Here is a 25127-nt window from a genome sequence, read left to right as displayed (position 1 = left end):
GACGCTGTGAGCGAGACATGGCTGTGAGCGCCGATGACACGACCGCCGTGCGTCCGACGCCGTCGGCCGTCACCGTGCCGGCCCGGCCCGGCGGCCGCTGGAAGTCCTGGTGCGCCGTGGCAGTGGTCGTACTGATCACCGCCATCACGCTGAGCCCGCAGTGGGGGATCGACTTCAGTCTGGTTGCCATCGCCCGCAACTGGCAGAACGGCACCGACAAGATCCTGCTGCTGCTGGTGCCCGACTGGGGATTCTTTCCGCGCACGGTTCCGGCGCTGGCGGAGACGCTCCAGATGGCGGTCATCGCCACCGCGGTCGCCGCTGCCGTGTCGCTGCCGCTGAGCCTGGCCACCGCCCGCCTGACCAACCCGAACGCGATCACCCGCGGCATCGCCCGCACGGTTCTCAACGTCGTGCGGTCGATCCCCGATCTTCTCTACGCCGCGATCCTGGTGGCGATGGTCGGAGTGGGGGCGCTGCCCGGAATCATCGCCCTGTTGCTCTTCAACGTGGGAATCATCGTGAAAATGGTCTCCGAATCCATCGAGGCCAACGACCCGGGGGCGCTCGAAGCCGGACGAGCCGCCGGCGGCACCCAGCTTCAGATCAATCGGTCCGCTGCGCTGCCCGACATCCTGCCCAGTTTCGTCAACCAGACCCTCTACGTTCTGGAGCTCAACGTGCGGGCATCGTCGGTGCTCGGGCTGGTCGGTGCGGGTGGGCTCGGCCTGCTCATCGACGCGGTCCGCACCTTCTACCGGTATGACCAGCTGTCGCTGATCATCGTCGAGATTCTGATCATCGTGATGGCTCTCGACGTGCTGAGCAATGCCGTTCGCCGGAGGCTGGTATGACGGCCCTGACGGTACCGCCACGGCGACGTGATTGGCGGCGCAGCACCGCCATGATCGTCGTGGGTGCCGTGGTGATCGGTGCGTTCTGGTCCGTTGACGTCGCGTGGGGGCGGCTCGGGGAACTGCCGGCGCAGATCATCCGCTATCTGTGGCTGATGTTTTCCGATCCGGACTGGTCCAAGCTGCCGGAGGCGCTCGCGCAGACCTGGAAATCGGTGGCCATGGCGTGGGTCGGTACGGTGCTCGGCATCATCGTCTCGTTCCCGCTGGCATTCCTGGCGGCCCGCGGATTTTCCCCCGCCCCGGTTCGCTGGGGCCTGAGGCTGCTCTTCGCCGTGATTCGGGCCGTTCCGGAGATCATCATCGCGATAGTCATCCTGTCGGTGACAGGGCTCACGCCGTTGACCGGAGCCCTCGCGCTGGCCATTGGCAGCGTGGGTACCCTGGGAAAATGGGGGTATGAAGCCATTGAGGGTGTTGATCCGGGTCCGATCGAAGCAACGCGGGCTTCCGGAGGCACTACCGCCCAGATTCTGCGGTGGGGGGTGTGGCCGTCTGCCACACCGGACTTCATCTCGTTCTGGCTCTATCGCTTCGAAATCAACGTTCGGTCCTCGGCCGTGCTCGGCTTGATCGGAGTGGGGGAATCGGTGACATGCTCACCTCGTACACTCAGTTTCGGGAGTGGTCGACCGTCGGAGTGCTCATCATCGTGGTGGTCATCGTGACGATGGGCATCGACGCGATCTCCGGCGCCATTCGGCGTCGGATAGTGGAAGGGGCCTAGGCAGTGGGTTGGACGGGAAACGACGAGGCATCCCCGAGCACCCGCGTGGCCACGGTGATCAATTCCCTGCAACCCACTGAACGTCGGGTGGCGGAGTGCATGGTCGCCGACATGGCCGCGATCGTCGAGCTGACGGCGCAGGAACTCGCCCAACGCGTCGGCGTCGCGCGCTCCACGGTCATTCGCACCTGTCAAACACTGGGTTACCGCGGCTACCCGCAACTGCGGGTTGCCCTGGCTCGGGAATTGGCGCAGTCGGCATCCGCCGCTCGGGACTACGGCACGTCGGCACTGGGACACCTCCGCGCCGACGTCTCCGGCCTGTCGCTCGCCCTGCCGCAGATATTCAGCGTGCTCACGGATGAGGTCGTAGAGGAGGCCGTGCACCGCATCGCCACGGCCAACCGCGTGCTCGCCCTCGCCAGTGGGCTCTCGGCTCCGCTGGCATCCGACCTCGCGATGCGGCTGACCGCGGTCGGCCGACCCGCCGAGTTCGTCGCCGACCCTATTGGTCAGCAGATCTCGGCGCGGCAGCTGCGGCAAGCGGATGTCTGCATCATCATCAGCGGCAGTGGCGCCAATGAATCGAGCATCAGGGCCGCGAGGTCAGCGCGGGCGGCCCAGGCCGCGGTCGTGGTCGTGACGTCGTTTGCGAGTTCACCGCTGGTGGCCCTTGCCGACGTCGCACTCGTGGTGGCTGCCGCCCAGGAATCGTTTCGCCACGAACTCGAGCACACCTCTCGCGTTCCCCACGCGATTCTGATTGAGTCCCTCGTCGCAATCGTGTCCGGTCGGCTGGGGGAGGCGTCACGCTCGGCGAGATCGACCGTCTTGGGCATCCTGAGCGATAACCTCAGCGACGACTAGCCCATCCATTATTCTGTGTGACCTACACCCGTTAGACTGAAGCTGCAAGCAGCATCCGGCGTGCCTCATTTAACATGTGCGCGCGCGCCACCCCTCGAGTCTGAAGCGGGCATCCGCGTCGAAGCGCAGGCGTTTTCACGCGCTCTTCCACGCCACCCCCCGCAGCTCCTCCACAAATTTGCATCACCCGGACCGGCCATCATCCTTCCTGCACGACCGCAGTCAGTGAATAAGCCACAACACGAAATGAGCTTCATGAGCAACCTCCACCAGCTGGATATTTCCACGCCTCCCGCCCTTCCCAAGCGCGGCCTCCGCATCATCCCGCTCGGCGGTCTCGGCGACATCGGGCGCAACATGACCGTGTTCGAGCACAAGGGCAAGCTCCTCATCGTCGACTGTGGCGTGCTGTTTCCCGAGGACAACCAGCCCGGCATCAACGTGATCCTGCCCGACTTCACGATTCTGCGTGACCGCCTGCAGGACATCGAAGCGATCGTGCTGACCCACGGCCACGAAGACCACATTGGCGCCGTTCCGTACCTCTTGAAGGAACGCGGCGACATCCCCATCATCGGCGCCAAGCTCACCCTCGCGTTCCTCGCTGCGAAGCTGCAGGAGCACCGCCTGAGCCAGAACTTCATCGAGGTGAAAGAGGGCGAACGCCGCACCGTCGGCGTGTTCGACCTCGAATTCATCGCGGTGAACCACTCGATCCCCGACGGCCTGGCCATCGGCATCCGCACCGAAGCCGGCCTCGTGCTCGCGACCGGTGACTTCAAGATGGACCAGTTTCCTCTCGACAAGCGCCTCACCGACCTCGGGGCCTTCGCCCGCCTGGCCGAAGAGGGTGTCGACCTGTTCATGACGGACTCGACCAACGCCGAGGTTCCCGGCTTCACGACGGCCGAGAAGGACATCGGACCGGCCATCGACACCGTGTTCCGCACCTCCCCGCGCCGCATCATCGTGTCGAGCTTCGCGAGCCACGTGCACCGCATCCAGCAGGTCATCGACGCCGCCGTCAAGCACAACCGCAAGGTGGCCTTCGTCGGCCGTTCAATGGTGCGCAACATGGGCATCGCCACGGAGCTCGGCTACCTGAACGTTCCCAAGGGCCTGATCGTGGACATGAAGGCACTCGAGCGCATGAAGGACGACAAGGTCGTTCTCATCTGCACCGGTTCCCAGGGTGAGCCGATGGCGGCCCTGTCGCGCATGGCCAACCGTGAGCACATCATCAAGATCGGCGAGGGCGACACCGTGCTGCTTGCGAGCTCGCTGATCCCCGGCAACGAGAACTCGATCTACCGCGTCATCAACGGCCTCACCCGCTGGGGTGCCAACGTCGTGCACAAGGGCAACGCCAAGGTGCACGTCTCCGGACACGCCAGCGCCGGCGAGCTCGTCTACTGCTACAACATCGTCAAGCCCAACAACGTGATGCCGATCCACGGCGAATGGCGCCACCTCAAGGCCAACGCCGAACTCGCCGTGCAGACCGGAGTCGACGAGAAGCAGGTTCTCATCGTCGAAGACGGCGTCGTTGTCGACCTCGTCGACGGTGTCGCCAAGATCACCGGCCGCGTCGTCGCCGACTACGTGTTCGTCGACGGCATGACCGTCGGTGGCGCCTCTGGCGAAGCGATGGAAGACCGTCGCAAGCTCGCCGAAGACGGTACCATCACGATCCTCGGAATCCTGAACGCCAAGACCGGTGCCCTCACCGAACCGGTCGAGTTCCTCGCCCGTGGCTTCGTACACGACGACGAATGGATTCGTGGAGCCGCCAAGGTCATCGACGACGCGATGCGCGCCGCCAACAAGGTCAAGATCGTCGACGGTGAAGAGCTCGAAGAACTCTTCACCCAGTCGGTCAGCCGCTGGATGCAGCGCAAGTACCGCCGCAGCCCGCTGATCACCTCGGTCGTCGTCGACGCCTAACCGGCGCCACACGCACAGGAGAAGCCCGGACCGCTCGCGGTCCGGGCTTTTTCGTGTGCGGATTCGGGCCGCACGTACTGTTCCCGGCCTCACACGTGACCTTTGGCCCTGTTAGCCGCGGCCCGGGTAGACAATCATGATGAGTAGACGAGGTGTCTCTAATCAATTGGGGTGGTTGTTTTGACGTTCACGTGCCCGTATTGCCGTTCGCAGGCCCGGCTCAGCCCGAACCCGGCGTTTGCCGAGCGAAGCTCTCAGCCGGTTTATGTTCTCAAGTGCACCGGGTGTGAGCGAACCACCGTGCGCCGCGATTTCACGCACGATTAATTCGCACGAGTATTCCGCGGGCGTGGCCCGCGGATACCCAGTAACTGTTTAAAGCGCTGACTGTTAACGCTCTATTTAGCCGCTGTCTACCCCGTGCTGGGTAGCCCATCATGTGACCCTGTGATCGTTGGAATATCTGCCCGGACGCCGAAAGCCGCCCGGGCTTTTCCATACGTGCAACTCTCACAGAGTTGCGTTCACAGAGTGAGGCCCCCGCACATGCGTGTCAGCAAGACCAGAACCCTGCCCGCCCTTTTTGTCGTCGGCGCCCTCGCGTTGACGGGGTGCGCGTCCACGGCAACCGGTGCCTCAGACGCCGACCCTGCCGCGACCGGCTCCGCCGCCTGCCCGGATGTCCTCCGTTTCAGCGATACCGGGGTCGAAGGGCTCGAAACCCTCGTGGTCGAGTTCGAGAACTTCCGACTCGCTTTCGAAGAGGCCACCGGCAAGGACATCGAGTTCTACCCGATTTCCAGCCGGACCGCGGCATCCACTGCCCTGGAATTTGACGAGATCGACCTGCTGCTCACCGGACCGGCAGAGTACGTGGTGCTCAAGCAAGAAGCGGATGCCCTTCCCGTCGTCGGCATCACCCGCCCCGGCTACCGCTCCATCATTGTCACGCGCAGCGAGTCCGACATCGATGAGCTGTCGGACCTGGAGAACAAGACCGTGATCACCAAGGAGGTCGGCTCCACCTCCGGTCACCTCGGCCCGCTCGAGATGCTGGCCGATGCCGGACTCGTCGCCGGGGAGACCGTCGACGTCGTGCCGCTGGGTGCGACCCGCATCGAAGCCTTCGGTGCCGGCGAGGGCGATGCCCTCGGCACAGGCCTCAGCGACTTCGAAGAGATCGAGGCCGAACTCGGAGAGGGTTCGATCAAGGTGGTGGCCGAAGGCCCCGACCTGCCCAACGACCTGTTCGTGGCACGCAGCGCCCTCGGCGAGAACTGCGCCGACTGGTTGCAGCAGACCCTGACCGACAACCAGCAGGTGCTGCTCGACGCGATCACCTCGACCGGAGAGAGCGACAAGTACCTCGAATCCGAGTTCCTGGTGGCCGAGGACGCCGACTACGACCCGACCCGATCCGCTTTCGTCGCCGCCGGCTACGAAGACTTCGCGCAGCTCCCCGAGTGAGCCGGGCCACCAACACCGCTGCGGCCACGAACCGTGCCAATGCCGGCCTAGCCGCCATGGTCAGCGTTCGCGGCCTCGCCCACCAATATCCCGATGGCACGCGGGCGCTGCGCGGTATCGACCTGGATGTCGCCACCGGCGAGGCCGTGGTGCTTCTGGGCCATAATGCCTCCGGCAAATCAACCCTGCTCAAAGCGCTCACCCGGCTGATTGAACCCACCGAGGGCGCCATCACGCTGGACGGGACGAATGTGATCGCGGCCGGCCCCCGAGATCTGCGCACCGTGCGCGGGCGCGTGGGAACCGTCTTCCAATCGATCAATCTCGTCGATCAGGTCAGCGTTTTGTCCAACGTCATTCATGGTTCACTCGGTCGTCAGTCGAGCCCGCGCAACTGGTTCGCCTGGATGGCCTCGAGCGCGACGCGGGACGAGGCGATGGAGTGCCTGGAGCGGGTGGGACTGGCCCCGTTTGCGAGCCGTCGCGCCGACCAACTTTCCGGGGGGCAGCGCCAGCGGGTCGCGATCGCACGAGTGCTCATGCAGCGCAGCCGGATCGTTCTGGCCGACGAGCCGGTCGCGGCTCTCGATCCGCGCGCTGGCCGGGAGGTGATGGATCTGCTGTGGCAGATCGTCGCCGAGCACGAGCTGACCCTGGTCTGCTCCCTGCACCAGCTCGAACTGGCTGAAAGTTACGGCGACCGGGTCGTCGCCCTGCAGAACGGTCGGCTGCTGCTCGACGGGCGCATCGGCGACCTGTCGCGCGCCGACCTCGCCGGGCTTTATGCGGCGGATGCCGGTTCGGCGCGCGCAGACGAGCCGGCAGCCGAGCTGGGCGACCTGGTCGACCGTGCTGCGTCGGGAGGCCCGCGGTGAGCCGCGGCGAGACGACGCGCACGCGAGACGGGTCGGTCGACGTTCGCCGCAGCCCGAGCCGATTCGCCCGGCCCGGCTGGGGCGGCCTCATCACCGTTCTGGTACTGGCCGGCCTGGCCATTCACGGGGCGTCGGGACTCGACCTCAGCCCGGAACGACTGCTGAGTGCGCCGGCGCGAACCTGGGACTTTCTCTCCCGTGGATTTCCGCCGGCGACCGACCGGGTGCCCAACCTCGCCGCGGCCATGCTCGAAACCATCGAGATGGCGATCATCGGTACGGCCCTCGGGGTGCTGCTCAGCCTGCCGATCGCACTGCTTGCCGCGCGCAACACCACACCGCACAGCTGGGTGCACGTCGCGGCCAAGTCGCTGCTCACGGTCATGCGCTCGGTGCCCGACCTGGTCTGGGCGATGGTCTTCGTCGTGTCGGTCGGGCTCGGCCCGATTGCCGGAATTCTGACCATCATGGTCGACACGATCGGGTTTGCCGGGCGGTTCTTCGCTGAACGTATCGAAGAGCTCGACCGGGGACCCATCGATGCGCTCAGGTCAACCGGCGCCACCCGACTCTCCGTGATGGCGTGCGCGGTGATACCCACGGCGTTTCCCTCCTTTACCGGCACGAGCCTGTACTGCCTGGAGAAGTCGGTGCGGGGGGCGGCTGTGCTCGGGCTCGTCGGGGCCGGGGGCATCGGTGTGGAGCTGAACGTGGCCTTCCAACTGCGCCAGTTCGACACTGCCATGACGATCATCATCATGATCCTGGTCGTCGTGCTGCTCGCTGAGCGTCTGAGCGGCGTGGCGCGCAAGCGGATGCTGGACGGCGGCGCATCCGTTCGCTGAGCGGGCGAAGCACACGCAGAAGCCCGAACGCGGTTGCGTTCGGGCTTCTGCGTGCCGCCACAGGCTGGTTCCGGTCGAAACGCCTTACTGGTCGACCATCGCGTGCTCGCCGGACCTGACCCTGGCCCGGTAGCCGAACACCTCTTTCCTGATGATGCGGGCCATGAGATACAGGCCGATCACGTTGGGGATGGCCATGGCGAAGATCATCGCGTCGGAGAAGGCGATGACCGGGCCGAGCGACAGCGAAGCACCGATGACCGTGAACATGCAGAACACGATCTTGAACCCGAGTTCGGCGCGCGGGCTGTCCTTGAACAGGTAGCCGGTGGCCTTCATTCCGTAGTACGACCACGAGATCATGGTCGAGAAGGCGAAGAGCACCACGGCAACCGCGAGCAGAATCGGAAACCACGGCGCGACGGTGGCGAAAGCGGCCGAGGTGGTTTCGACACCCGCTGCGCTTGACGTGTCGCGCCAGGTGCCGGTGATGACGACCGCGAGAGCGGTCATCGTGCAGATCACCACGGTGTCAATGAACGGTTCGAGCAGCGACACGAAGCCCTCGGTCGCCGGCTCGTTGGTCTTGACCGCCGAGTGGGCGATGGAGGCGCTTCCGACGCCGGCCTCGTTCGAGAACGCGGCACGCTGGAAGCCCTGGATCAGCACACCGATGATGCCACCGGCGATGCCCTCCGGGATGAACGCTCCGACGAAAATCTGACCGATCGCATCCGGAATCGCGGTGAAGTTGCTGAAGATCACGGCGAGGCAGCCGATGATGTAGAGCACCGCCATGAAGGGAACGATCTTCTCGGTCACCTTGGCGATCGATTTGATACCGCCGATGATGACCGCTCCGACACCGAGCGCGAAGATGATGCCGATCACGAAGCGCCACTGCCCGAGCGGACCGTCTTCACCGCCGGTAACGTTGATGATCTGGCTCGTTGCCTGGTTGGCCTGGAACATGTTGCCGCCGCCGAGGGCGCCGCCGATGCAGAACAGGGCGAAGAGTACGGCCAGCACCCGGCCGAGGCGGCGCTTGCCGATGGATGCGAGGCCGTCACGCAGGTAATACATCGGACCACCCGACACCGAGCCGTCGGGGCGTTCGACCCGGTACTTCACGCCGAGGGTGCACTCCGCCATCTTGGTGCTCATGCTGAGAAACCCGACCACGATCATCCAGAACGTGGCGCCGGGTCCACCGATCGAGACGGCGACGGCGACGCCGGCGATGTTGCCGAGCCCGACGGTTCCGGAGATTGCGGTGGTCAGGGCCTGGAAGTGGGAGACCTCGCCGGCATCGCCGGGTTTCGAGTACTTGCCGCGCACGAGGTCGACCGCGTGTTTGACGCCGGTGACGTTTTGAAACTTGAGGTAGACCGTGAAGAACAGCGCGGCCGCGACGAGCCAGACGACGATGACCGGGAACTCGATGTAGTTGATGGAATCGGGATTGCCGATCTTGACGGAGTAGAAGATGATGCCGCTGATGAAGTCCGCGACCGGGGTCATCGCATTGCTGATGGCCTCGTCGACGGAATTCGCTCGAACCTGCGGCGCGCTCACGGGACCACCGTGACGGGCGTCTTGGCGATTTGGATGAGCCTGACCGGCGTGCTGCCGAACAGGGCCTGCTTGAGACGGGAATCACCCGTGCGACCCACGACGATGTGGGCACCCCCCAGGTGCGCGGCGATCGAGACGAGCAACTCGGCCGGACTGCCGTGAACGACACTCGTGGTGGGCGTGACCGAGAATTCGGCCGTGACGGCGACGGCCGGCAAGATGATCTGCTCCTCGGCGGTGGCGATTTCCTCGTGTTTGCTCGCGCCGCGCTGATCGTTCTCTGACGGAGTAGTGAATGAGTAGGGTGACCAGGGGATCACATGCACAATGTGCAGGGTCGCACCGGATTCACTCGCGAGTTGCGCTGCAAAGGCGACCGCTCGCCGACTGGATGTGCTTCGGTCAATTCCAACTAGCAATGACGACACTGTTGTTGCTCCTCGGTTGTGTGGCCGGTTTTACCGGTGACACGCGTGGGGGTCAACCCTATGTTGCAGCGGCGCTGGCGCCCAATCGGGGGACTACGTGTAGGCCGGGTCGACGGCCGTCGCGAGGTCGTGCAGCACCAGCTCGGGGTTCTCGCGAACCAGCGCGGCGAGGCGCCACGGCGTGCTGAACAGGGCCAGCAGAGTGCCGTCTGAGCGGGTGAGCACCTCCACCTGGCGGGCCCGGTTGAGCACCTCGGCGCTGTCGCGGTCGGTGCGACGGGCCAACTGGTAGGGGAGTTCTTCAAACCGGATGGCGGCGTTGAAGTCGTGGGTCATGCGCTCCTCGACGACTTCAAACTGCATCGGGCCGACGGCGCCGAGTACGGGGGCCTGGTCTCCGCGCAGCTCCGAACGCATCACCTGAATGACGCCCTCATGGTCGAGCTGGTCGATACCGCGACGAAACTGCTTGTGCTTGCTGGTGTCCTGCGGGCGCACGACGCGAAAGTGCTCGGGGGAGAACAGCGGCATCGGCGGAAACTCCACGGGGTCGCCGTCAAAGAGCGAGTCACCCACCCGCAACGCGGAGGCGTTGACGAGACCGACGATGTCGCCGGGCCAGGCCTGGTCGACGACGGTACGCTCCCGGCCGAACAGCTGTTGGGCGTACTTCGTGGCGAAGGGGCGGCCGGTCGTGGAGTGCGTGACCACCATGCCGCGGTGGAAGACACCCGAGCACACCCGCACGAAGGCGACGTGGTCACGGTGGTTGGCGTTCATGCCGGACTGCACCTTGAACACGAAGCCCGAGAACGACGAGGTCACTGGGCGCGGGTCGCCGACCACATCGAGGCGCGCCTCGGCCGACGGTGCAAATTCGACGAGCGTGTCGAGCAGCTGCTGCACGCCGAAATTCAGCACGGCGGCGCAGAACAGTACCGGGGTGGTCTGGCCGTCGAGGAACAGGGCCTCATCGTGGTCCTGATGTTCGGCGTGCAGCAGGTCGGACTCTTCAGCGGCGACGCTCCAGGCGTCGCCCTGCTCGATGGCGGCCTCGGCGGCGCTCACGCGCTCTTCGGGCGCCGCGGTCGTGTTCGAGGTGCGCACGAACCGCACGAAATCGTCCTCGCGGCGGTCGAGCACTCCGCGCAGGTCCCCGGCGATGCCGACGGGCCAGGTCAGGGGCGTCGGCAGCAGCCCGGTGCGGTCCTTGATCTCGTCCATCAGATCGAGGGCGGTCGCGCCTGGGCGGTCCCACTTGTTGATCACGGTGATGACGGGCAGCCCTCGCTGTTTGCAGACCTCGAAGAGCTTCATCGTCTGGGGTTCGAGGCCCTTGCTGGCATCGACGAGCATCACGGCCGCGTCGACGGCCGACAAGACCCGAAAGGTGTCCTCGGAGAAGTCGGCGTGGCCGGGGGTGTCGACGAGGTTGATGACGGCATCGTGGTACTCGAACTGGATCGCAGCACTCGTCACCGAGATGCCGCGGGCCTGCTCCATCGCCATCCAGTCCGACACGGTTCCGCGGCGCCCGGCCTTGCCGTGGGTAGCCCCGGCGGTCGTAATCGCCCTGGCGTGCAGCAGCAAGGCCTCGGTCAGGGTGGACTTGCCGGCGTCAGGGTGCGAGATGACGGCGAAGGTGCGCCGCCGCCGGGCCTCCAGGGGCACGTTCTTGTCTGAGGCAGCTCCGAGAAGGGTCATGGGTCCATTTCCTGCGAGGTGTGGGCAGGAAGGGCGTTCCATCGGCCGCAGCGACCAGGTCGCTCACGTTCGCGCGTCCTCCAGTCTAACCGACCGCCGCGGCCCTGCGGTCGGGGCGCTCAAAACCCTCATTTTTTGGGGGGCACCCGAATACGGCTAGTCTCAAGACCAGACCGACAGGAACGGATGCCCCGAGTGACCGCCCTCAATTCCAGCGCCGCCGGCCGGTCATTTGTGCGCTCGACCGACCCGCGCATCCGTCGGTCGATTGCCGGTACGGATCTGAACGTCTATCCGTTGGCGATCGGTGCCAGTGCCTTCAGCTGGACGACCAGCGAGGCGACGAGCGCCATGATTCTCGACCGGTATCGAGCCCTCGGCGGAAACTTTCTGGACACGGCCGACAACTATTCCTCCGGGCGCAGCGAACTTCTGATCGGCCGCTGGTTGCGCAGCCGAGGTGGGCGCGCGGATACGGTCATCGCGACGAAGATCGGGCGGGGCAGGGACAACCCGGGACTGTCCGCGACGAGTATCATCCGCGCCGTCGAGGCCTCGCTCGCTCGGCTCGGAGTCGATTACATCGACCTGCTCTACTTTCACCTCGACGACCCCGCGATCGACCTCGCCGAGAGCCTCGGAGCGGTCGACTCTCTTGTGCGGTCCGGTCACGTTCGGTACCTGGCCGTCTCCGGATTCTCACCCGGCCGGCTGGCGCAGGCCCGTCGCCTGTCCGACGCCGGCCTGCCGATGATCGTGGCGATCGGCGCGGAATACAATCTCGTCGCACGGGCCGCCTTCGAGTCATCGCAGGCCGTTGCCGCCGCGGCCTTGCAGCTGTCGGTGATGCCGCACTTCGCGCTCGCCCACGGTTTTCTGGCCGGCCAGTTTCGTTCCCGCAGCGATCTGCCCGAGGACTCGAGGGGCGCGCTCGTGGCCCCGTATGTGCACCGCCGGGAATTGCGGGTGCTCGCCGCCGTCGATCGGATCGCAGCTGCGCACGGGGTCGCGACCGCGACGATTTCACTCGCGTGGCTGCTGACCCGACCCGGAGTCGTCGCCCCCACGGTGGGCGTCACCCACCCCGGGCACGTCGCAGACCTGATGGAGGCCGCCCTGGTGCGGCTGACCGAGGCTCAGCTGCTCGAACTGGGCCGCATTTCCGGCTGACGCCCCGACCGGTCGGGCGACCGGTGCGTCAGCCGCGAGGCACCGAGCTGCCTAGTCGGTTGTCTCGTCGAGCACTCGTTGAATCGCGCGCAGCAGGGCGGTGTGCGCCGCGATCGGGTCGCCGAGGTTGGCGCCGGCGAAGGCTCCGTCCCTGGCGAGGAAGAAATCGTCAGCGGCATCTCCCGGGCGGGCGTGCCCCATTCCGCGAAACAGGTCTTCGACGGCTCCGCCGTACCAGTCGCGATGGGCGGTCACGGCGACGCGCACCGGATGCGTCGGGTCGGTGAACTGCGCGGCCGCGTTGATGAACGGGCAGCCGTGGAACCCGGTGCGCACGACCTGGTTGGAGATTTCGGTGACGATCGCCCGCAGGCGCTTCTCCGGGGTGTCGAACCGAGCGTCGAGACCACCGACGAAGTCGCGGGCGGCCTTGTCGCGGGCCTGAACGTAGACCACGATGAGGGCATCTTTTGAGCGGTAGTACTTGTAGAACGTCGCTTTGGTGACCTTGGCCTCGCGGATGATGCGGTCAACGCCGACCGTGTGCACCCCTTCGCGGTAGAACAGCTCGTCTGCCGTGGCGAGGATGCGCACCCGCGCGTGGGTCGCCGGGGTCGCGGTGCCGGTCGACGGCCCGGTGGGGGCGACCGGTCCGGGCGCGGTGGCGGCCCGGGCCGGCTGAGCGCCGGGAATGTAGGACGTGGGCCGGATGGCCGTTTCTGTCAACTCGGACATCCGGTCAACTCCTTCGGGATCGAATGGTGCACTGCTGGCGCGGGGTGGGTGTCGCGGGGCGGGAATGCTGTAGTTCTGATGGGCAAGATCTGACGAAGCGGATCGCACTGATTCGTGATCGCCGAAGCTCGACAGCCAGACTGTAGCACAGACCTAGACAGACTCGTCTGTCAGCACCCACCCCGTTCGGGAATCTGCTCCAATCCGGGTTCGGTCGGTGACGTAAGGTGGGTGGTGACATGAACGAAGCAGTTGAGTTCCCCCTGGACCTGGCCGAACTCTCGTTTCGGGCCGCCGGTGATGCGCGGGTGCGACGCACCGTGCTTCCGAGCGGGGTGCGCATCCTCAGCGAACAGGTTCCCGGCAGCCGCAGCCTGACGATCGGGTACTGGGTCGCCGTGGGATCCCGCGACGAACGACCCGGCCACTACGGCTCGACCCACTTTCTCGAACATCTCCTGTTCAAAGGCACCCCGAGCCGCAGCGCGCTCGACATCGCGATCGCCTTCGATGCGGTCGGTGGCGAGCACAACGCCATGACCGGCAAGGAATACACCTGCTACTACGCCAAGGTGCAGGACCGTGACCTGCCGATGGCCGTCGACGTGCTGACGGACATGCTGACCTCCTCGCTGCTGGACGCGAGTGAGTTCGAAACCGAACGCGGTGTGATCCTTGAAGAACTCGCGATGGCCGACGATGATCCGGCCGACGTTGCCAACGAGCGATTCTTCGAGGCCGTGCTGGGGGAGCATCCGCTGGGCCGACCGATCGGCGGCAGCCCCGCCATGATCGCGGCCGCGAGTCGTGACGCCGTACTCGAGCACTACCGCGACAATTACCGCCCGCAAGATCTGGTCGTGACCGTCGCCGGAGCCGTTGACCAGGACACGCTCGTCGCCGACGTGACGCGAGCCCTCGAGCGCGCCGGCTGGGACCTCTCGGTTTCGGCGACGCCGGTCGGCCGCCGCCTCGACCACCCGGCCCTGATCACCCAGGGCGAGGCTCTCACGATCGTGCGCCGACCGCTCGAGCAGGCCAACCTGCTGATCGGCGTGCCCGGAATCGTCGCCTCCGACGACCGCCGCGTCACGATGAGCGTGCTCAACTCGATCTTCGGCGGCGGCATGTCGTCGCGGCTGTTTCAGGAGGTGCGGGAGAAGCGCGGACTGGCATACTCGGTCTATTCCTTCGCGCCCGGTTACTCCGACGCGGGGCTGTTCGGCATGTATGCCGGCTGCACGCCGGCCAAGGCCGGTCAGGTCGCCGAGCTGATGCTGAGCGAACTGCACCGACTCGCCGAGCACGGCGTGACCGCCGACGAGATGACCAGAGCGGCCGGCCAGCTGTCGGGCGCCTCGGCGCTCGCGCTGGAAGATTCCGACACCAGGATGTCCCGGCTCGGCCGGTCCGAGATCACCCTCGGCGAGTTCTCCGACCTCGATGAAGCCCTGCGGCGATTGGCTCTGGTCACGGCCGACGATGTGCGGCAACTGGCCGCAGACATGGCCTCAGGGCCGATCTCCGTGGTCGCGGTCGGCGCCGTCGACGAGGACGCGTTCGAGAACGTCTTGTCGCGCAGCATCCGACCGTAATTCGGCTGGCTTCACCATCACAGCGACGCCCGGTTCACTCCGCTCCATTTACGGGCAAGCGGCTCTACAGCGAAAGGGACAGTGTGCCCCAGTACATCTATCTGGTTCGGCACGGCGAACAGCAAGACGCCGAGCACGGCCTGGAAGACGGCCCCTTGTCCCCGCGGGGCATCCGTCAGGCCGGCTACATTGCCGAACGCTTGAGCGGGGTCCCGTTTACCGGGGCCTGGCATTCGCCCCTGCAGCGCGCCGCCGAAACCGCCGCGATCATGTCCAAGCGCCTGCCGTCACTGGTCTGGGAGGCCTCCCCGCTGCTGTTTGATTGCATTCCGTCTGGCCGGGCACCCGAAACCCCGTCGGCCTACGACCCGTTCTTCGGCTCGGTCACCGAGGCGGAGATCGACGCCGGCCGCGCCCAGATGGAAGACGCCGTTGCCGAATTCTTACAGCCGCGCCGCAGCCAGCGGCATGACCTGCTGATCACCCACAACTTCGTGATCGCCTGGTTCGTGCGTGAGGTTCTCGGCGCTCCCGATTGGCGCTGGGTCGGCATCAATCAGGCGCACTGCGGCCTGACCGTGCTGCAGCAGAAGCCTGGGCGACCGTGGACCCTCGTGACCCACAACGACCTCGGTCACCTTCCCGTCGAGCTGCGCACCGGTCTGCCGGAACCACTGATGTTCTAGGGGGCTGCACTCTCCGACAGCAGCGGCTTGGAATACCAGGTCGTGGCGTTGGGGTTCGTGTTGTACGCCTCGATCTCGGCGTACCCGGCGCTCGCGTACAGCGCGCCGGCGGCGAGGAGGCTCGCATTCGTGTCGAGCACAACCTCGGTCGCCCCGAAGCCCCGCGCTCGTCGTTCCAGCTCGGCCAGCAACGACCGGCCCCAGCCCCGACCCCGGGTGCTCGGGTGCAGCCACAGGTGTTTGATCTCGTAGCGCACGGTTCCGGCCGGGGCGCCATCGAGGCGACGGATGCCCCCGCAGCCGACGAAACCCTCGGCCGCCGGTTCGCCCAGCAGCAGAAAGACGCCCACGGGCGGCACGAACTGCTCCGCCGCCGGAAAGCTGGGACGGTAGCGGCCCTGCTGGGCGGGAAAAGACAGCGCCCGCTCGGTGAAGTAGGCCGTGAGCAGGGCGTGGGCCGCGGCATCCGTCACCGGGGTGTCGGTGAATCGGGGCGGCTGAGGGCGGGAATCGGGCATGCGTCAAGGCTACGGGGCTGGCAGGGGCGGATGCGTGTCGGCGGGGCTTGGTAGATTGGGGCCATGACAACACGCGTGGCCGTTATCGGCGCAACGGGCACGATGGGCCTCCTCATCTGCGGGCTGGTCGACCAGGCCGAGGACTACGAGCTCGTGGCCCGGTTGGGCTCGCAGAGCCCGCTCTCCGAGATGCTCGGTGCCGAGGTCGCCATCGACGTCACCCGCCCCGGCGTGAGCCAGAGCGTGGTCGACTTCGCGACCAGCAACGGCCTGCGCGTACTCGTGGGCACCTCCGGCTGGTCTGAAGAGCGAATCGGCAGCCTCGCGCACCGCCTCGCCGGACGCGCAGACACCGGCGTGGTCATCATCCCGAACTTCTCCATCGGCTCCGTGCTCGCCACGGCGTTCGCCGCCGCCGCCGCCCGGTTCTACGGTTCAATCGAGATCGTCGAGGCCCACCAGGCCGCCAAGGTCGATTCCCCGTCGGGAACCGCGGTGCGCACCGCCGAACTCATCGGCCGTGCCCGCGCCGAACTCGGCCCGGTGTCGGCCCCGCACACCGACCAGCGCGCCCGCGGACAGCAGGTTTCGAGCGTGCCCGTGCACAGCCTCCGCCTCGAGGGCATGCTGGCCCGGCAAGACGTCTTTCTGGGCGGACCAGGGGAGACGGTCACGATCAGCCACAACACGCTGTCGGCGAAGGCCTACGAGCGCGGCATCATGCTCGCGCTCGACGCGACCCGCGACGCCCGCGGCGTGACGGTCGGGCTCGACCAGATCGTGGATCTCGGCTTTGGTGCCGGTGCCGGTGCCGGTGTCGGTGCAGGTGCAGGTTCCAGTGCTCGTGCGGAGGCATCCGAATGAAGGCGCGCATTGCCGTCATCGTGATGGCCGTCCTGCTGGTGTTCTACCTCGTCGTGATGGCTTCGCGCGCTGTGCTCTTCGTGACGAGCGGTGAAGCGATCGGTGTCGTGATCGGCATCGCCCTCATCGTGCTGCCCATCATCGGGGTGTGGGCGCTGTCCCGCGAGGTCATGTTCGGGTTCCGATCCGAACGACTCATGAAACTGCTCGAGGAACAGGGTCAGCTGCCCCTCATCGATCTGCCCCGCCGCCCGAGCGGCCGCCCCTTCCGAGAGGCAGCGGATGCCGCGTTCCCCGAGTATCGCGACGCGGCCGAGGCCAGCCCCGAGAACTGGCAGGCCTGGGCGCGCCTCGGACTCGCCTACGACGCCGCCGGCGACCGCAAGCGCGCCCGCGGCGCCATCCGCACGGCGATCGCCCTCGAGCGCCCCGCACAGTAGCCCGCCGGAGCTGCGCGGTAGCTGCGCCGTTGCGCGGTAGGCGTGCCACCCGCGCAGCGGCGCAGCACCCGCGCACCTCGGTGCCAGCCTCCGGACGGGGTGGCGCAGCACCCGCGCAGCGGCAACACTGTGCTGAGATGATGCGGGCGCACGGGCCCGGGCCTCACGGGACTCGGCGCCGGTGAGGCCGAGGTATCGGCGGCGAGGTCAGCTCTGGGCGAGCATCCAGCCGACCGCTGCGGCCGCGGTCTCGTGTGTGAACGTGAAACCGTCGGCGATCAGCGCAGCGGAGCTGACACGCTGGTCCGGCAGGATCAGTTGGCGGGCGGCATCCTGCAGCAGCAGCGTCAGGATACGCTCGGGTACGGCGAGCCGGAACGGCCGGTGCAGGGCGTGCGCGAGCGCTCCCATCACGTCGTTCGCGGTGGCCGGGGTCGGTCCGGTCAGGTTGACCGGTCCGCTGAGCGTGGAGCCCAGCAGGTGCACGATCGCAGCGGCCTCGTCGTGCAGGCTGATCCAGGCCCAGTGATGGGTGCCGGCGCCGAGCGGCCCGGCGAGGCCGAGCTTCGTCAACGGCACCAGGGGGGCCATCACCCCGCCGCTGGCGATCACAAGCCCACTTCGCAGATTCACGACCCGGGTACCGTCCGGTGCGAGCGCGGCCTCGCGCTCCCACGCCGTAATCACGTCGGCCAAGAAGTCGTGTGCGGGGGCGGATTGCTCGGTGAGCTCCTCGCCGGGCCGGTCGCCGTAGATACCGACCGCGGAGGCGCTGAGCAGAACCGCCGGCGGGGTGACGCCGGGGCGTTCCGCGGAGTGGCGGAGGGCATCCGTCAGCGTGCGAGTTGCCTGCACCCGCGACCGCAGGATTTCCTTGCGGTAGGCCGGGGTCCAGGGCAGTCGCGAGAGCGAGGCACCGGAGAGGTTGACGATGGCGTCGATGTCGTCGAGGACCGCGGGGTCGAGCACGAGGGCCGCGGGATCCCAGCGAAACTCGTTGCGGCCGAGGGGCTCGCGCCGCACGAGGCGCACGGCCGTGTGGCCGGCCGCCCCGAGCTGGCGGGACAGTTCGGTACCGATCAGGCCGGAGGCTCCGGCAATCAGAACGCGCATAAGAGGGCTCGCCTAGGCGAGCTCGGCCTCAATGGTGATCGGGATACCGGCGAGGGCCTTCGAGATCGGGCAGTTGGCCTTGGCGTCTTCGGCGAAGGCCTCGAACTCGGCCTCGGTGATGCCGGCAACCTTGGCGCTCACGAGCAGGTGGCTGCCGATGACGCCGGTGCCGGCGGAGAAGGTGACGGCAGCGGTGGTCTGGATGTTCTCGGGGGCGTGTCCGGCATCGGCGAGCGTCTTGGCGAGGGCCATCGAGAAGCACGCGGAGTGCGCGGCACCCAGAAGTTCTTCGGGGTTGGAGGTGTTCGAGACTCCTTCGGCTCGGGCCTTCCAGTTCACGGGGAGTGCAGCGGCGTGCGAGGAATCGAGGTTGACGGTGCCGCTGCCGCTGGCGAGATCGCCGGACCAGACGGTGGTGGCTTCGCTGGTGAGTGCCATGGTGTTACCTCCTGTTGTGGAGTTCCACCCTATCCGTCGGGTCTGACTCGGCGAAGACCGTTGTCTGGGAATAGTCTGAATGAACGCTCCATGCCTCAGGCTGTCGCGCCCCGGCGGGGGCGCCCGAGAAGGCCGGCCCGCACGAGCAGCAGGTAGATCTGGCAGCCCAGGCAGTAGTCAAAGGCCGCGTTCAAGAACGCGGCGACAAAGGCGAGACCGGCCGCGACGCCGACCGCGGCTGGCACGCCGGCTAGGCCCAGAATGAGGCCGACGAGTGTGACAGCGAGTCCCACTCCCTGAGCGAAGGTGGGGGCCGCGGGATCTTCGAGCTGGCCGGGCGGGGCGAGTCGCGGCCGCACGACTCGTTTGAACAGCAGCCCGAACGGGTGACGACCGATGCCGGCGATGGCGCCCCAGGCGAAAAGGGCCACGAGCCCGGCCAGCAGGGCGAGCGCAGCGACGGATGCCCCGATCAGCGACAGGAACAGCACCGCAAGCAGCAGGGTGGCCGTGAGAGAGGCCCCGAAGCGGGGGCCGCGTGGGTCGATCGGGCTGCGCGCGGGGCGGGAGGTGGCGGCTCGGGGGCTACTGGGCGTGGACATTGCGGCTCCGAACGGGCGAGGTGAATGGGGTGTTTTCGGCGGCGGGAACGGCGGGCGCGTCGAGCGCGTCGAGCTGGCGGGCGATCTCGGCTCGGTGCGGGGCGCCGCCGACGCGGGCGCGCACCCGGCCGGAACCGTCGAGAATCAGTGTGGTCGGCGTCTGCAAGATGTTGTAGCGGGCGGCGAGATCGGCGCGGTGCGTGAGGTCGATGTCGACGTGCGTGACGCCGGGGCGGGCATCCGCTGCCTGACCGAGCAGACGGCGCGTGCCCGGGCAGCGAGCGCAGAGTTCGGTCGAGAACTGCAGCAGCGTGGCCAGATCTCCGAAGGCGACGGATGACCCGACGTCGGTCGCGCGAACGACCTCGGCGCCGCCGGCGGCGCGCACCCGACCCTGCCGGGCCCGCCAGAGCAGCCCCAGCGCGGTGCTCGCGACGATCAGTGCGAGTACAAGGGAGAGAGCGAGCAGGGGGTCCATGCTTTCGACGCTACCCGTGAGGCGCTCGGAATGGGATGTGTGACCTCGGATTACGACGGCCACCGGTTAGTCTGGGGCGTGCCCGAAATCGAGTTTCGATCGACCATGACCGTGGAGCTGGTGCGCGCGAGCGCCCATGACGCCGATGTGCTCTTCGCGGCCCGGGTGTCAACGCTCGGCGAGCAAACCCTCGCGCACGCCCCCGAGGCGAACGAGCCGGGCGGCGTCGAGGCCGAGCACAAGCGCGATCGCGGCCTGATCAACTACCTCATGCAGGGCCGTCACGGTTCGCCGTTCGAGCACAACTCGATGACCTTCTACGTGCGCGCACCCATCTTCGTCTTTCGCGAGTTCATGCGCCACCGCATCGCGTCCTACAACGAGGAGTCGGGCCGCTACCGGGAGCTGGGCCCGGTCTTCTACGTTCCCGCGAGCGACCGCCACCTCGTGCAGGTCGGCAAGCCGGGTGCCTACGATTTTCTGCCCGGCTCCGCCGAACAGACCGCCCTCGTGCAGCAGCAGACGCGAGCCGCCGCGATCCACGCCTATGAGTCGTACCAGCGGATGCTCGAGGCCGGCATCGCGCGTGAGGTCGCCCGTATCGTGTTGCCGCTCAATATCTACTCGTCGATGTACGTGACCATGAACGCCCGTGCCTTGATGAACTTTCTGAGCCTGCGCACCAAGCGTGAGGGGACCCAGTTTCCGTCGTTTCCCCAGCGGGAGATCGAGATGTGTGCCGAGCAGATGGAAGAGCATTTTCGCACGCTCATGCCGCTGACCTACGACGCGTTCAACGCGAACGGCCGCGTCGCGCCCTAGCGAAGCGCTAGCCTGTAAGGCGTGTCTACTCCTACGAATCCCTTTGGCCAGGTGCTGGTCGCACTGGTCACGCCCTTCACCTTCGACGGCGAGGTGGATTGGCCAGGGGTGGAGAAGCACATCGACGACGTCATCAACGCCGGCGCCGACGGCATCGTCGTCACCGGAACGACCGGCGAGACGTCGACCCTGACCGACCCGGAGAAGATTCGCCTCGTCGAGGTCGGCAAGAGCGTGTCGGCCGGACGCGCCAAGATCATCACCGGCGGCGGTTCCAACGAGACCGCGCACGCCATGCAACTGGCCCGCCAGAGCGAGAAGGCCGGCGCCGACGGCAACATGATCGTCACTCCCTACTACAACAAGCCCACTCAGGCCGGAATCCTCACCCACTTCCGCATGATCGCGGACGCCACCGACCTGCCTGTCATCCTCTATGACATCCCCGGCCGTACCGGCGTGGCCATCGCCTACGAGACCATCCTGCGGGCCGCGAAGCACCCCAACATCCTCGCCGTCAAAGACGCCAAGGGCGACTTCGCGCAGGTCAGCCGGGTTCTCAATGAGACCGACCTGATGTACTTCTGCGGTGACGACTCGAACGTGCTGCCCGCCCTGTCGATCGGAGCCACCGGCCTGATCGGCGTCACCGGCAACATCACGGCCACGCCGTACCGCCACATGGTGGACGCCGTCAACCGCGGTGACCTCACGACGGCCACCGCCGCGCACATGCAGCTCGAACCCCTCGTGCGGGCCGTGATGACGCACGTGCCCGGTACCGTCGCGGTCAAGTACATTCTGCACGGCCTGCGCCGCATCGGCAGCCCGCGGGTGCGCCTGCCCCTCGTCGGCCCCGAAGAGTCAGAGGCCGCCCAGATCGAAGCCGAGCTCGACCGGGTGCGCGACATCCCCGGCGCTGACTTCACCAACTTCCGCCCCGACCGCAACGCGGCCGCCGGCGGATCCCTGCCCAAGGTCGCCGGCACCACGCGCTAGCCCCCCCGAATGGGGATCAGACGCCGAGTTGCCCAGGCCGCTAGGGTCGAGTTTGTGCCGATCAGCGAGTGATCGGCCGACGGGGGGCGTCAATGAACGTGGCACGCAAATGGATTTTTCCGATTCTGCGGCTGCTGCTGGTTGGCATCATTGCCGTTGGTCTGGTCAAGCTCGCGTTCTTCCCCGACAACGCTGAGGCCACGGATGCTGCCCAGCCCACCGGCGCCATCATCGAACCGACCATCACGGTCGGCCTCGGCACCATCAAGAACGACGTGACCCTGCCCGCCACGGTCAACGCCGACCCGGCCGTGACCGTCAAGGCGACCGTCATGGGCACCGTCGACGACCTGTTCGTGGCCGCGGGGGCATCCGTCGCCACCGGCGCGCCGCTCTACGATATTCGCGTCGAAACGGTGCCGGACCCCGTCGAAAAGACGGATGCCGAGGGCCTCGTGACCATCACGCAGCCCAAGACCGTCGTGACGTTCGTGAAAGTGCTCGCACCCGCCGCCGGTACGCTCAGCTCGCTCAGCGTGATCCACGGCCAGAGCGTCGCGATCGGCGACGCGACCGGGCAGGTCGCCCCACCGACCTTCTCGGTCAGCGGATCGCTCAGTCCAGAGCAGCAGTACCGGCTGCTGTCACGGCCGACCGAAGCCTCCGTCGCCATCGACGGCGGCCCGGCACCCTTCACCTGCACGGGCCTCACGATCACGACCCCGCTCGCCGGCGCCACGAGCGGTGAAACCGCCGCGGGCGCGGGCACCGGTACGGGTACCGGCGGCACGACCGTGAGCTGCGCCGTACCGGCCGACGTGACCGTGTTTTCGGGACTCGCCGCCGAGATCACCATCGCGGCCGGCCTGGCCGAAAACGTACTGGTCATTCCGACGACGGCGGTGCAGGGTACCGCCGGCAGCGGAATCGTCTGGGTCGCCGCGGGCGCAGCGCCCACCGAGGGGACCACGACCGAGGGCACCACGACCGACGACTCGGCCGCCGGGGAACGCTCCGATGCCGGAACGGGCGACGTGGCCGCAACCGGGGACGGAAGCGAGTCACTCACCGAGGAACGCACCGTCACGCTCGGCATGACCGACGGCGTGAGCGTACAGGTTGTCGACGGACTCGTCGAGGGTGACGTGATCAACGAATTCGTGCCCGGTGCCGAGTCGAGCAACGGCTGCGAAATTCTGCCCGATGGCAGCGAGGACTGCAGCATGATGATGGGGTCGCTCCATTGACGCTCGATTCGTCGGCCGATGAGACGGGTCCGCAGCCTCTGCTTGAACTGACCGAGGTGACGCGCACGGTGCAGCTCATCGACGCGCCACCGCTCACGATTCTGAGCGGGGTGACCCTGTCCGTCTCCGTCGGAGACCGGGTCTCGATCGTCGGTCGTTCCGGCTCGGGCAAGACGACGCTGCTGAATCTGCTCGGCCTGCTGGACAACCCGACGACCGGTGAGCTGCTCTTCGACGGCCGGCCGGCACGATCGTTCTCCGGCGCGGAGCGCGACCGGGTGCGCGGACGTGATGTCGGATTCATCTTCCAGCAGTTCAACCTGCTGCAGGGACGCACCGCCCTCGAGAATGTGATGACCCCGTTGCTCTACGCCGAGGGACGCCAGTTCTGGCAGCGCAGCCGCATTGCAAGCGAGATGCTTGACCGGGTCGGACTCGGCCATCGACTGCAGGCGTTGCCCGACCGACTCTCCGGCGGTGAGCAGCAGCGCGTCGCGATCGCCCGCTCGCTCGTGCGCGGTCCGCGGTTGATCCTCGCCGACGAACCCACCGGCGCCCTCGATCTGGAGACCGGTGAAGCCGTGATGGACCTCATCGACGATGTCGCCAGAGCTTCCGGAGCGGCGCTCGTCACGATCACCCACGACCCGGCGATCGCCGCGCGTGCCACCCGGCACCTGCGGCTCGACCACGGGGTGCTGCAGGCCGATGCCGAGACCGCGGCCCTCGCGCGCGGCACCACCCGTGAGCTGACCGCGGGACGCGCGACATGAACCGTCTACTGAGCAACTTGGTCGGCGCCTTCGTCGAGGCCTGGCAGGAGGTGCGCATCCACAAGACGCGCGTCATGCTGAGCCTGATCGGCGTCGCGGTGGCGGTCTGCGCGATCACGACCGTGGTCGGTCTCGGCGCCGTCGCCCAGCAGGCCACCCTCGAGCAGAGCGAGCGTCAGAGCGGCCGCCCGGCGAGCGTGCAGGTCTACGCGAGCACATTCGATGGCTCCGCCCCCGCGCCGGAGGTGATGAAGGAGGTCTGGCAGACCGCTCTCGAGCGTTATGAGATCACCTATGCGAGCCGGGTCACCCCGACCAGCCAGATGGTGCAGTTTGCCGATGGCGCGGCATCCGTCGCCACGACCGGTGTCGACGTGCCCTACGGCACCATGCACCGGGTGAAGATGAGCGAAGGGTCGTGGTTCACCGACGCCGACACCGCGCGTCTCGCACCGGCCGTGCTGGTCAACTCCATCTTCTACGACCGCATCGGGCGGCCAGACCTCGCCACCCACCCCACCACGACGCTGCTCGGGGATCGAGACACGACCGCCGTGATCACCGGCGTGTTTCCCGCCCAGGGTTGGGAGCAGGAGCCGGCCATGTACCTGCTGACCGACTCCCTCACGGCCCTCGCCGCGCCCGTGACCGCGGCCCCGACCGACGCGATGTCGGCCGTGAACTACTTCGGTCCGCCCACCTATGAGCTGTGGGTGCCGCCGGAACTGGCCGACCCGATCATCGCTGCCCTGCAGCGCGACGTCTCGGCCGCGCTCGGCGACGGGGCCACCGCCGACGTCTATCGCACCGACTACGCCTCCTGGACAGGCGGGGAAGACCCCTACCTGTCGCTCAAGCTCCTGGTCGGGGGAGTGGCCGGCCTCGTGCTGCTGCTCGGCGCGCTCGGACTCGTGAACATCGCCCTCGTCACCCTCAAGCAGCGGATACGGGAGATCGGCATCCGGCGCAGCTTCGGGGCCACCGCGGGTCGGGTCTTCTTCTCGGTGATGATGGAGAGCGTAGTCGCAACCGTCGCGGCCGGTATCGTCGGCGTGATCGCCGCGGTACTGATCGTGAAAAACCCCTGGATCGAGGGGCTCATCGGACAGGGGCAGGTCACCGACTTTCCTGCGTTTCCGGTCGAGGCGGCCATCATCGGGCTCGTCTCGGCCACCGCGGTCGGTGCCCTCGCCGGCCTGGTGCCGGCCCTCGTGGCGGTGCGCGTCAAGGTGATCGACGCCATCCGCTACTAGAGCTGGGCGTGGGATACCGCCCGATGTCGGTGGTGATTGGTAGCGTTA

The 25127-nt window shown here is 67.1% G+C and carries 26 protein-coding genes; 17 read left to right on the top strand and 9 right to left on the bottom strand.

Annotation, left to right across the window (positions count from 1 at the left end):
- Positions 1-17 precede the first annotated feature (17 nt).
- The 7 genes from phnE (E3T55_RS12015) to phnE (E3T55_RS11985) all read left to right on the top strand — a co-directional run bounded on the left by phnE (E3T55_RS12015) (position 18) and on the right by phnE (E3T55_RS11985) (position 7639).
- Entirely contained in the window at positions 18-854 is an 837-nt protein-coding gene (gene phnE, locus E3T55_RS12015; protein ID WP_134519808.1) for a phosphonate ABC transporter, permease protein PhnE, read from the top strand.
- On the top strand, positions 851-1582 hold the full coding sequence (phnE, locus tag E3T55_RS12010; RefSeq protein WP_241993030.1) for a phosphonate ABC transporter, permease protein PhnE: 732 nt from the start codon (positions 851-853) through the stop codon (positions 1580-1582). The genes phnE (E3T55_RS12015) and phnE (E3T55_RS12010) overlap by 4 nt, the downstream gene beginning before the upstream one ends.
- A gap of 62 nt (positions 1583-1644) precedes the next feature.
- Positions 1645-2508 (top strand): MurR/RpiR family transcriptional regulator, encoded by an 864-nt coding sequence (locus tag E3T55_RS12005; RefSeq protein ID WP_134519807.1) that lies wholly within the window; start codon positions 1645-1647, stop codon positions 2506-2508.
- 255 nt (positions 2509-2763) lie between these two features.
- The gene (locus tag E3T55_RS12000; protein ID WP_134519806.1) at positions 2764-4452 is read left to right on the top strand and encodes a ribonuclease J; all 1689 of its coding nucleotides are present in this window, start codon (positions 2764-2766) and stop codon (positions 4450-4452) included.
- Positions 4453-4998: 546 nt separating this feature from the next.
- Complete coding sequence (locus E3T55_RS11995; RefSeq protein WP_134519805.1) at positions 4999-5919, top strand: PhnD/SsuA/transferrin family substrate-binding protein; 921 nt, start codon at positions 4999-5001, stop codon at positions 5917-5919.
- Positions 5916-6794 (top strand): phosphonate ABC transporter ATP-binding protein, encoded by an 879-nt coding sequence (locus E3T55_RS11990; RefSeq protein WP_198418567.1) that lies wholly within the window; start codon positions 5916-5918, stop codon positions 6792-6794. Before E3T55_RS11995 ends, E3T55_RS11990 begins: the two co-directional genes overlap by 4 nt.
- Complete coding sequence (gene phnE, locus E3T55_RS11985) at positions 6791-7639, top strand: phosphonate ABC transporter, permease protein PhnE (RefSeq protein ID WP_134519804.1); 849 nt, start codon at positions 6791-6793, stop codon at positions 7637-7639. Before E3T55_RS11990 ends, phnE (E3T55_RS11985) begins: the two co-directional genes overlap by 4 nt.
- An 84-nt stretch (positions 7640-7723) precedes the next feature.
- Here the strand turns inward: phnE (E3T55_RS11985) and E3T55_RS11980 are convergent, their stop codons facing one another.
- The 3 genes from E3T55_RS11980 to E3T55_RS11970 all read right to left on the bottom strand — a co-directional run bounded on the left by E3T55_RS11980 (position 7724) and on the right by E3T55_RS11970 (position 11346).
- A complete protein-coding gene (locus tag E3T55_RS11980; RefSeq protein WP_241993029.1) occupies positions 7724-9214 on the bottom strand; it encodes an alanine/glycine:cation symporter family protein in 1491 nt (496 codons plus the stop codon).
- Positions 9211-9642, bottom strand: a complete 432-nt coding sequence (locus E3T55_RS11975) for a universal stress protein (RefSeq protein ID WP_134519803.1) — start codon at positions 9640-9642, stop codon at positions 9211-9213. The genes E3T55_RS11980 and E3T55_RS11975 overlap by 4 nt, the downstream gene beginning before the upstream one ends.
- 93 nt (positions 9643-9735) lie before the next feature.
- Positions 9736-11346 (bottom strand): peptide chain release factor 3, encoded by a 1611-nt coding sequence (locus E3T55_RS11970; RefSeq protein ID WP_134519802.1) that lies wholly within the window; start codon positions 11344-11346, stop codon positions 9736-9738.
- A 195-nt stretch (positions 11347-11541) separates the two neighbouring features.
- On the opposite strand from E3T55_RS11970, the gene E3T55_RS11965 reads away from it, so the two are divergent.
- Positions 11542-12516: an aldo/keto reductase gene (locus tag E3T55_RS11965; RefSeq protein ID WP_241993028.1), complete on the top strand. Its 975-nt coding sequence runs from the start codon at positions 11542-11544 to the stop codon at positions 12514-12516.
- A gap of 51 nt (positions 12517-12567) precedes the next feature.
- Here E3T55_RS11965 and E3T55_RS11960 read toward each other — a convergent pair whose 3' ends face one another.
- Positions 12568-13251, bottom strand: coding sequence for a TetR/AcrR family transcriptional regulator (locus E3T55_RS11960; protein WP_134519800.1), 684 nt, complete (start codon positions 13249-13251; stop codon positions 12568-12570).
- Positions 13252-13490: 239 nt separating this feature from the next.
- On the opposite strand from E3T55_RS11960, the gene E3T55_RS11955 reads away from it, so the two are divergent.
- Both E3T55_RS11955 and E3T55_RS11950 read left to right on the top strand, forming a co-directional pair.
- On the top strand, positions 13491-14846 hold the full coding sequence (locus tag E3T55_RS11955; RefSeq protein ID WP_134519799.1) for a M16 family metallopeptidase: 1356 nt from the start codon (positions 13491-13493) through the stop codon (positions 14844-14846).
- An 83-nt stretch (positions 14847-14929) separates the two neighbouring features.
- On the top strand, positions 14930-15532 hold the full coding sequence (locus tag E3T55_RS11950; protein ID WP_134519798.1) for a histidine phosphatase family protein: 603 nt from the start codon (positions 14930-14932) through the stop codon (positions 15530-15532).
- On the opposite strand, the gene E3T55_RS11945 is transcribed toward E3T55_RS11950, so the two are convergent.
- Positions 15529-16050 (bottom strand): GNAT family N-acetyltransferase, encoded by a 522-nt coding sequence (locus E3T55_RS11945; RefSeq protein ID WP_134519797.1) that lies wholly within the window; start codon positions 16048-16050, stop codon positions 15529-15531. The genes E3T55_RS11950 and E3T55_RS11945 overlap by 4 nt on opposite strands.
- Positions 16051-16113: 63 nt before the next feature.
- Between E3T55_RS11945 and dapB the strand changes: the two genes are divergently transcribed.
- Entirely contained in the window at positions 16114-16914 is an 801-nt protein-coding gene (gene dapB, locus E3T55_RS11940; protein WP_134519796.1) for a 4-hydroxy-tetrahydrodipicolinate reductase, read from the top strand.
- Positions 16911-17354 carry a hypothetical protein gene (locus E3T55_RS11935; protein ID WP_134519795.1) on the top strand — a complete coding sequence of 148 codons (444 nt, stop codon included), beginning with the start codon at positions 16911-16913 and terminating at the stop codon, positions 17352-17354. The genes dapB and E3T55_RS11935 overlap by 4 nt, the downstream gene beginning before the upstream one ends.
- 207 nt (positions 17355-17561) lie before the next feature.
- Here E3T55_RS11935 and E3T55_RS11930 read toward each other — a convergent pair whose 3' ends face one another.
- The 4 genes from E3T55_RS11930 to E3T55_RS11915 all read right to left on the bottom strand — a co-directional run bounded on the left by E3T55_RS11930 (position 17562) and on the right by E3T55_RS11915 (position 19985).
- Positions 17562-18467: a TIGR01777 family oxidoreductase gene (locus E3T55_RS11930; protein ID WP_134519794.1), complete on the bottom strand. Its 906-nt coding sequence runs from the start codon at positions 18465-18467 to the stop codon at positions 17562-17564.
- 12 nt (positions 18468-18479) lie between these two features.
- On the bottom strand, positions 18480-18905 hold the full coding sequence (locus tag E3T55_RS11925) for an OsmC family peroxiredoxin (RefSeq protein ID WP_134519793.1): 426 nt from the start codon (positions 18903-18905) through the stop codon (positions 18480-18482).
- Between the two features lie 95 nt (positions 18906-19000).
- Complete coding sequence (locus E3T55_RS11920; protein WP_134519792.1) at positions 19001-19507, bottom strand: DUF4395 domain-containing protein; 507 nt, start codon at positions 19505-19507, stop codon at positions 19001-19003.
- Entirely contained in the window at positions 19491-19985 is a 495-nt protein-coding gene (locus E3T55_RS11915; protein ID WP_134519791.1) for a TlpA family protein disulfide reductase, read from the bottom strand. The genes E3T55_RS11920 and E3T55_RS11915 overlap by 17 nt, the downstream gene beginning before the upstream one ends.
- A gap of 105 nt (positions 19986-20090) precedes the next feature.
- Between E3T55_RS11915 and thyX the strand changes: the two genes are divergently transcribed.
- The 5 genes from thyX to E3T55_RS11890 all read left to right on the top strand — a co-directional run bounded on the left by thyX (position 20091) and on the right by E3T55_RS11890 (position 25079).
- The gene (gene thyX / locus E3T55_RS11910; RefSeq protein WP_241993050.1) at positions 20091-20807 is read left to right on the top strand and encodes an FAD-dependent thymidylate synthase; all 717 of its coding nucleotides are present in this window, start codon (positions 20091-20093) and stop codon (positions 20805-20807) included.
- 21 nt (positions 20808-20828) lie between these two features.
- A complete protein-coding gene (gene dapA, locus E3T55_RS11905) occupies positions 20829-21806 on the top strand; it encodes a 4-hydroxy-tetrahydrodipicolinate synthase (protein ID WP_134519789.1) in 978 nt (325 codons plus the stop codon).
- A gap of 92 nt (positions 21807-21898) precedes the next feature.
- Positions 21899-23053, top strand: a complete 1155-nt coding sequence (locus E3T55_RS11900) for an efflux RND transporter periplasmic adaptor subunit (protein WP_174775465.1) — start codon at positions 21899-21901, stop codon at positions 23051-23053.
- Positions 23050-23826 (top strand): ABC transporter ATP-binding protein, encoded by a 777-nt coding sequence (locus tag E3T55_RS11895; protein WP_241993027.1) that lies wholly within the window; start codon positions 23050-23052, stop codon positions 23824-23826. Before E3T55_RS11900 ends, E3T55_RS11895 begins: the two co-directional genes overlap by 4 nt.
- A complete protein-coding gene (locus tag E3T55_RS11890) occupies positions 23823-25079 on the top strand; it encodes an ABC transporter permease (RefSeq protein ID WP_134519788.1) in 1257 nt (418 codons plus the stop codon). The genes E3T55_RS11895 and E3T55_RS11890 overlap by 4 nt, the downstream gene beginning before the upstream one ends.
- The last annotated feature ends 48 nt before the right edge of the window (positions 25080-25127 follow it).

Origin of the sequence: Cryobacterium frigoriphilum, from assembly GCF_004403305.1 — a bacterium.
GTDB classification, from domain to species: Bacteria; Actinomycetota; Actinomycetes; order Actinomycetales; family Microbacteriaceae; genus Cryobacterium; species Cryobacterium frigoriphilum.
The sequence above is the reverse complement of the archived record's forward strand: the minus strand, read 5'-3'. Positions and strand labels throughout refer to the sequence as shown.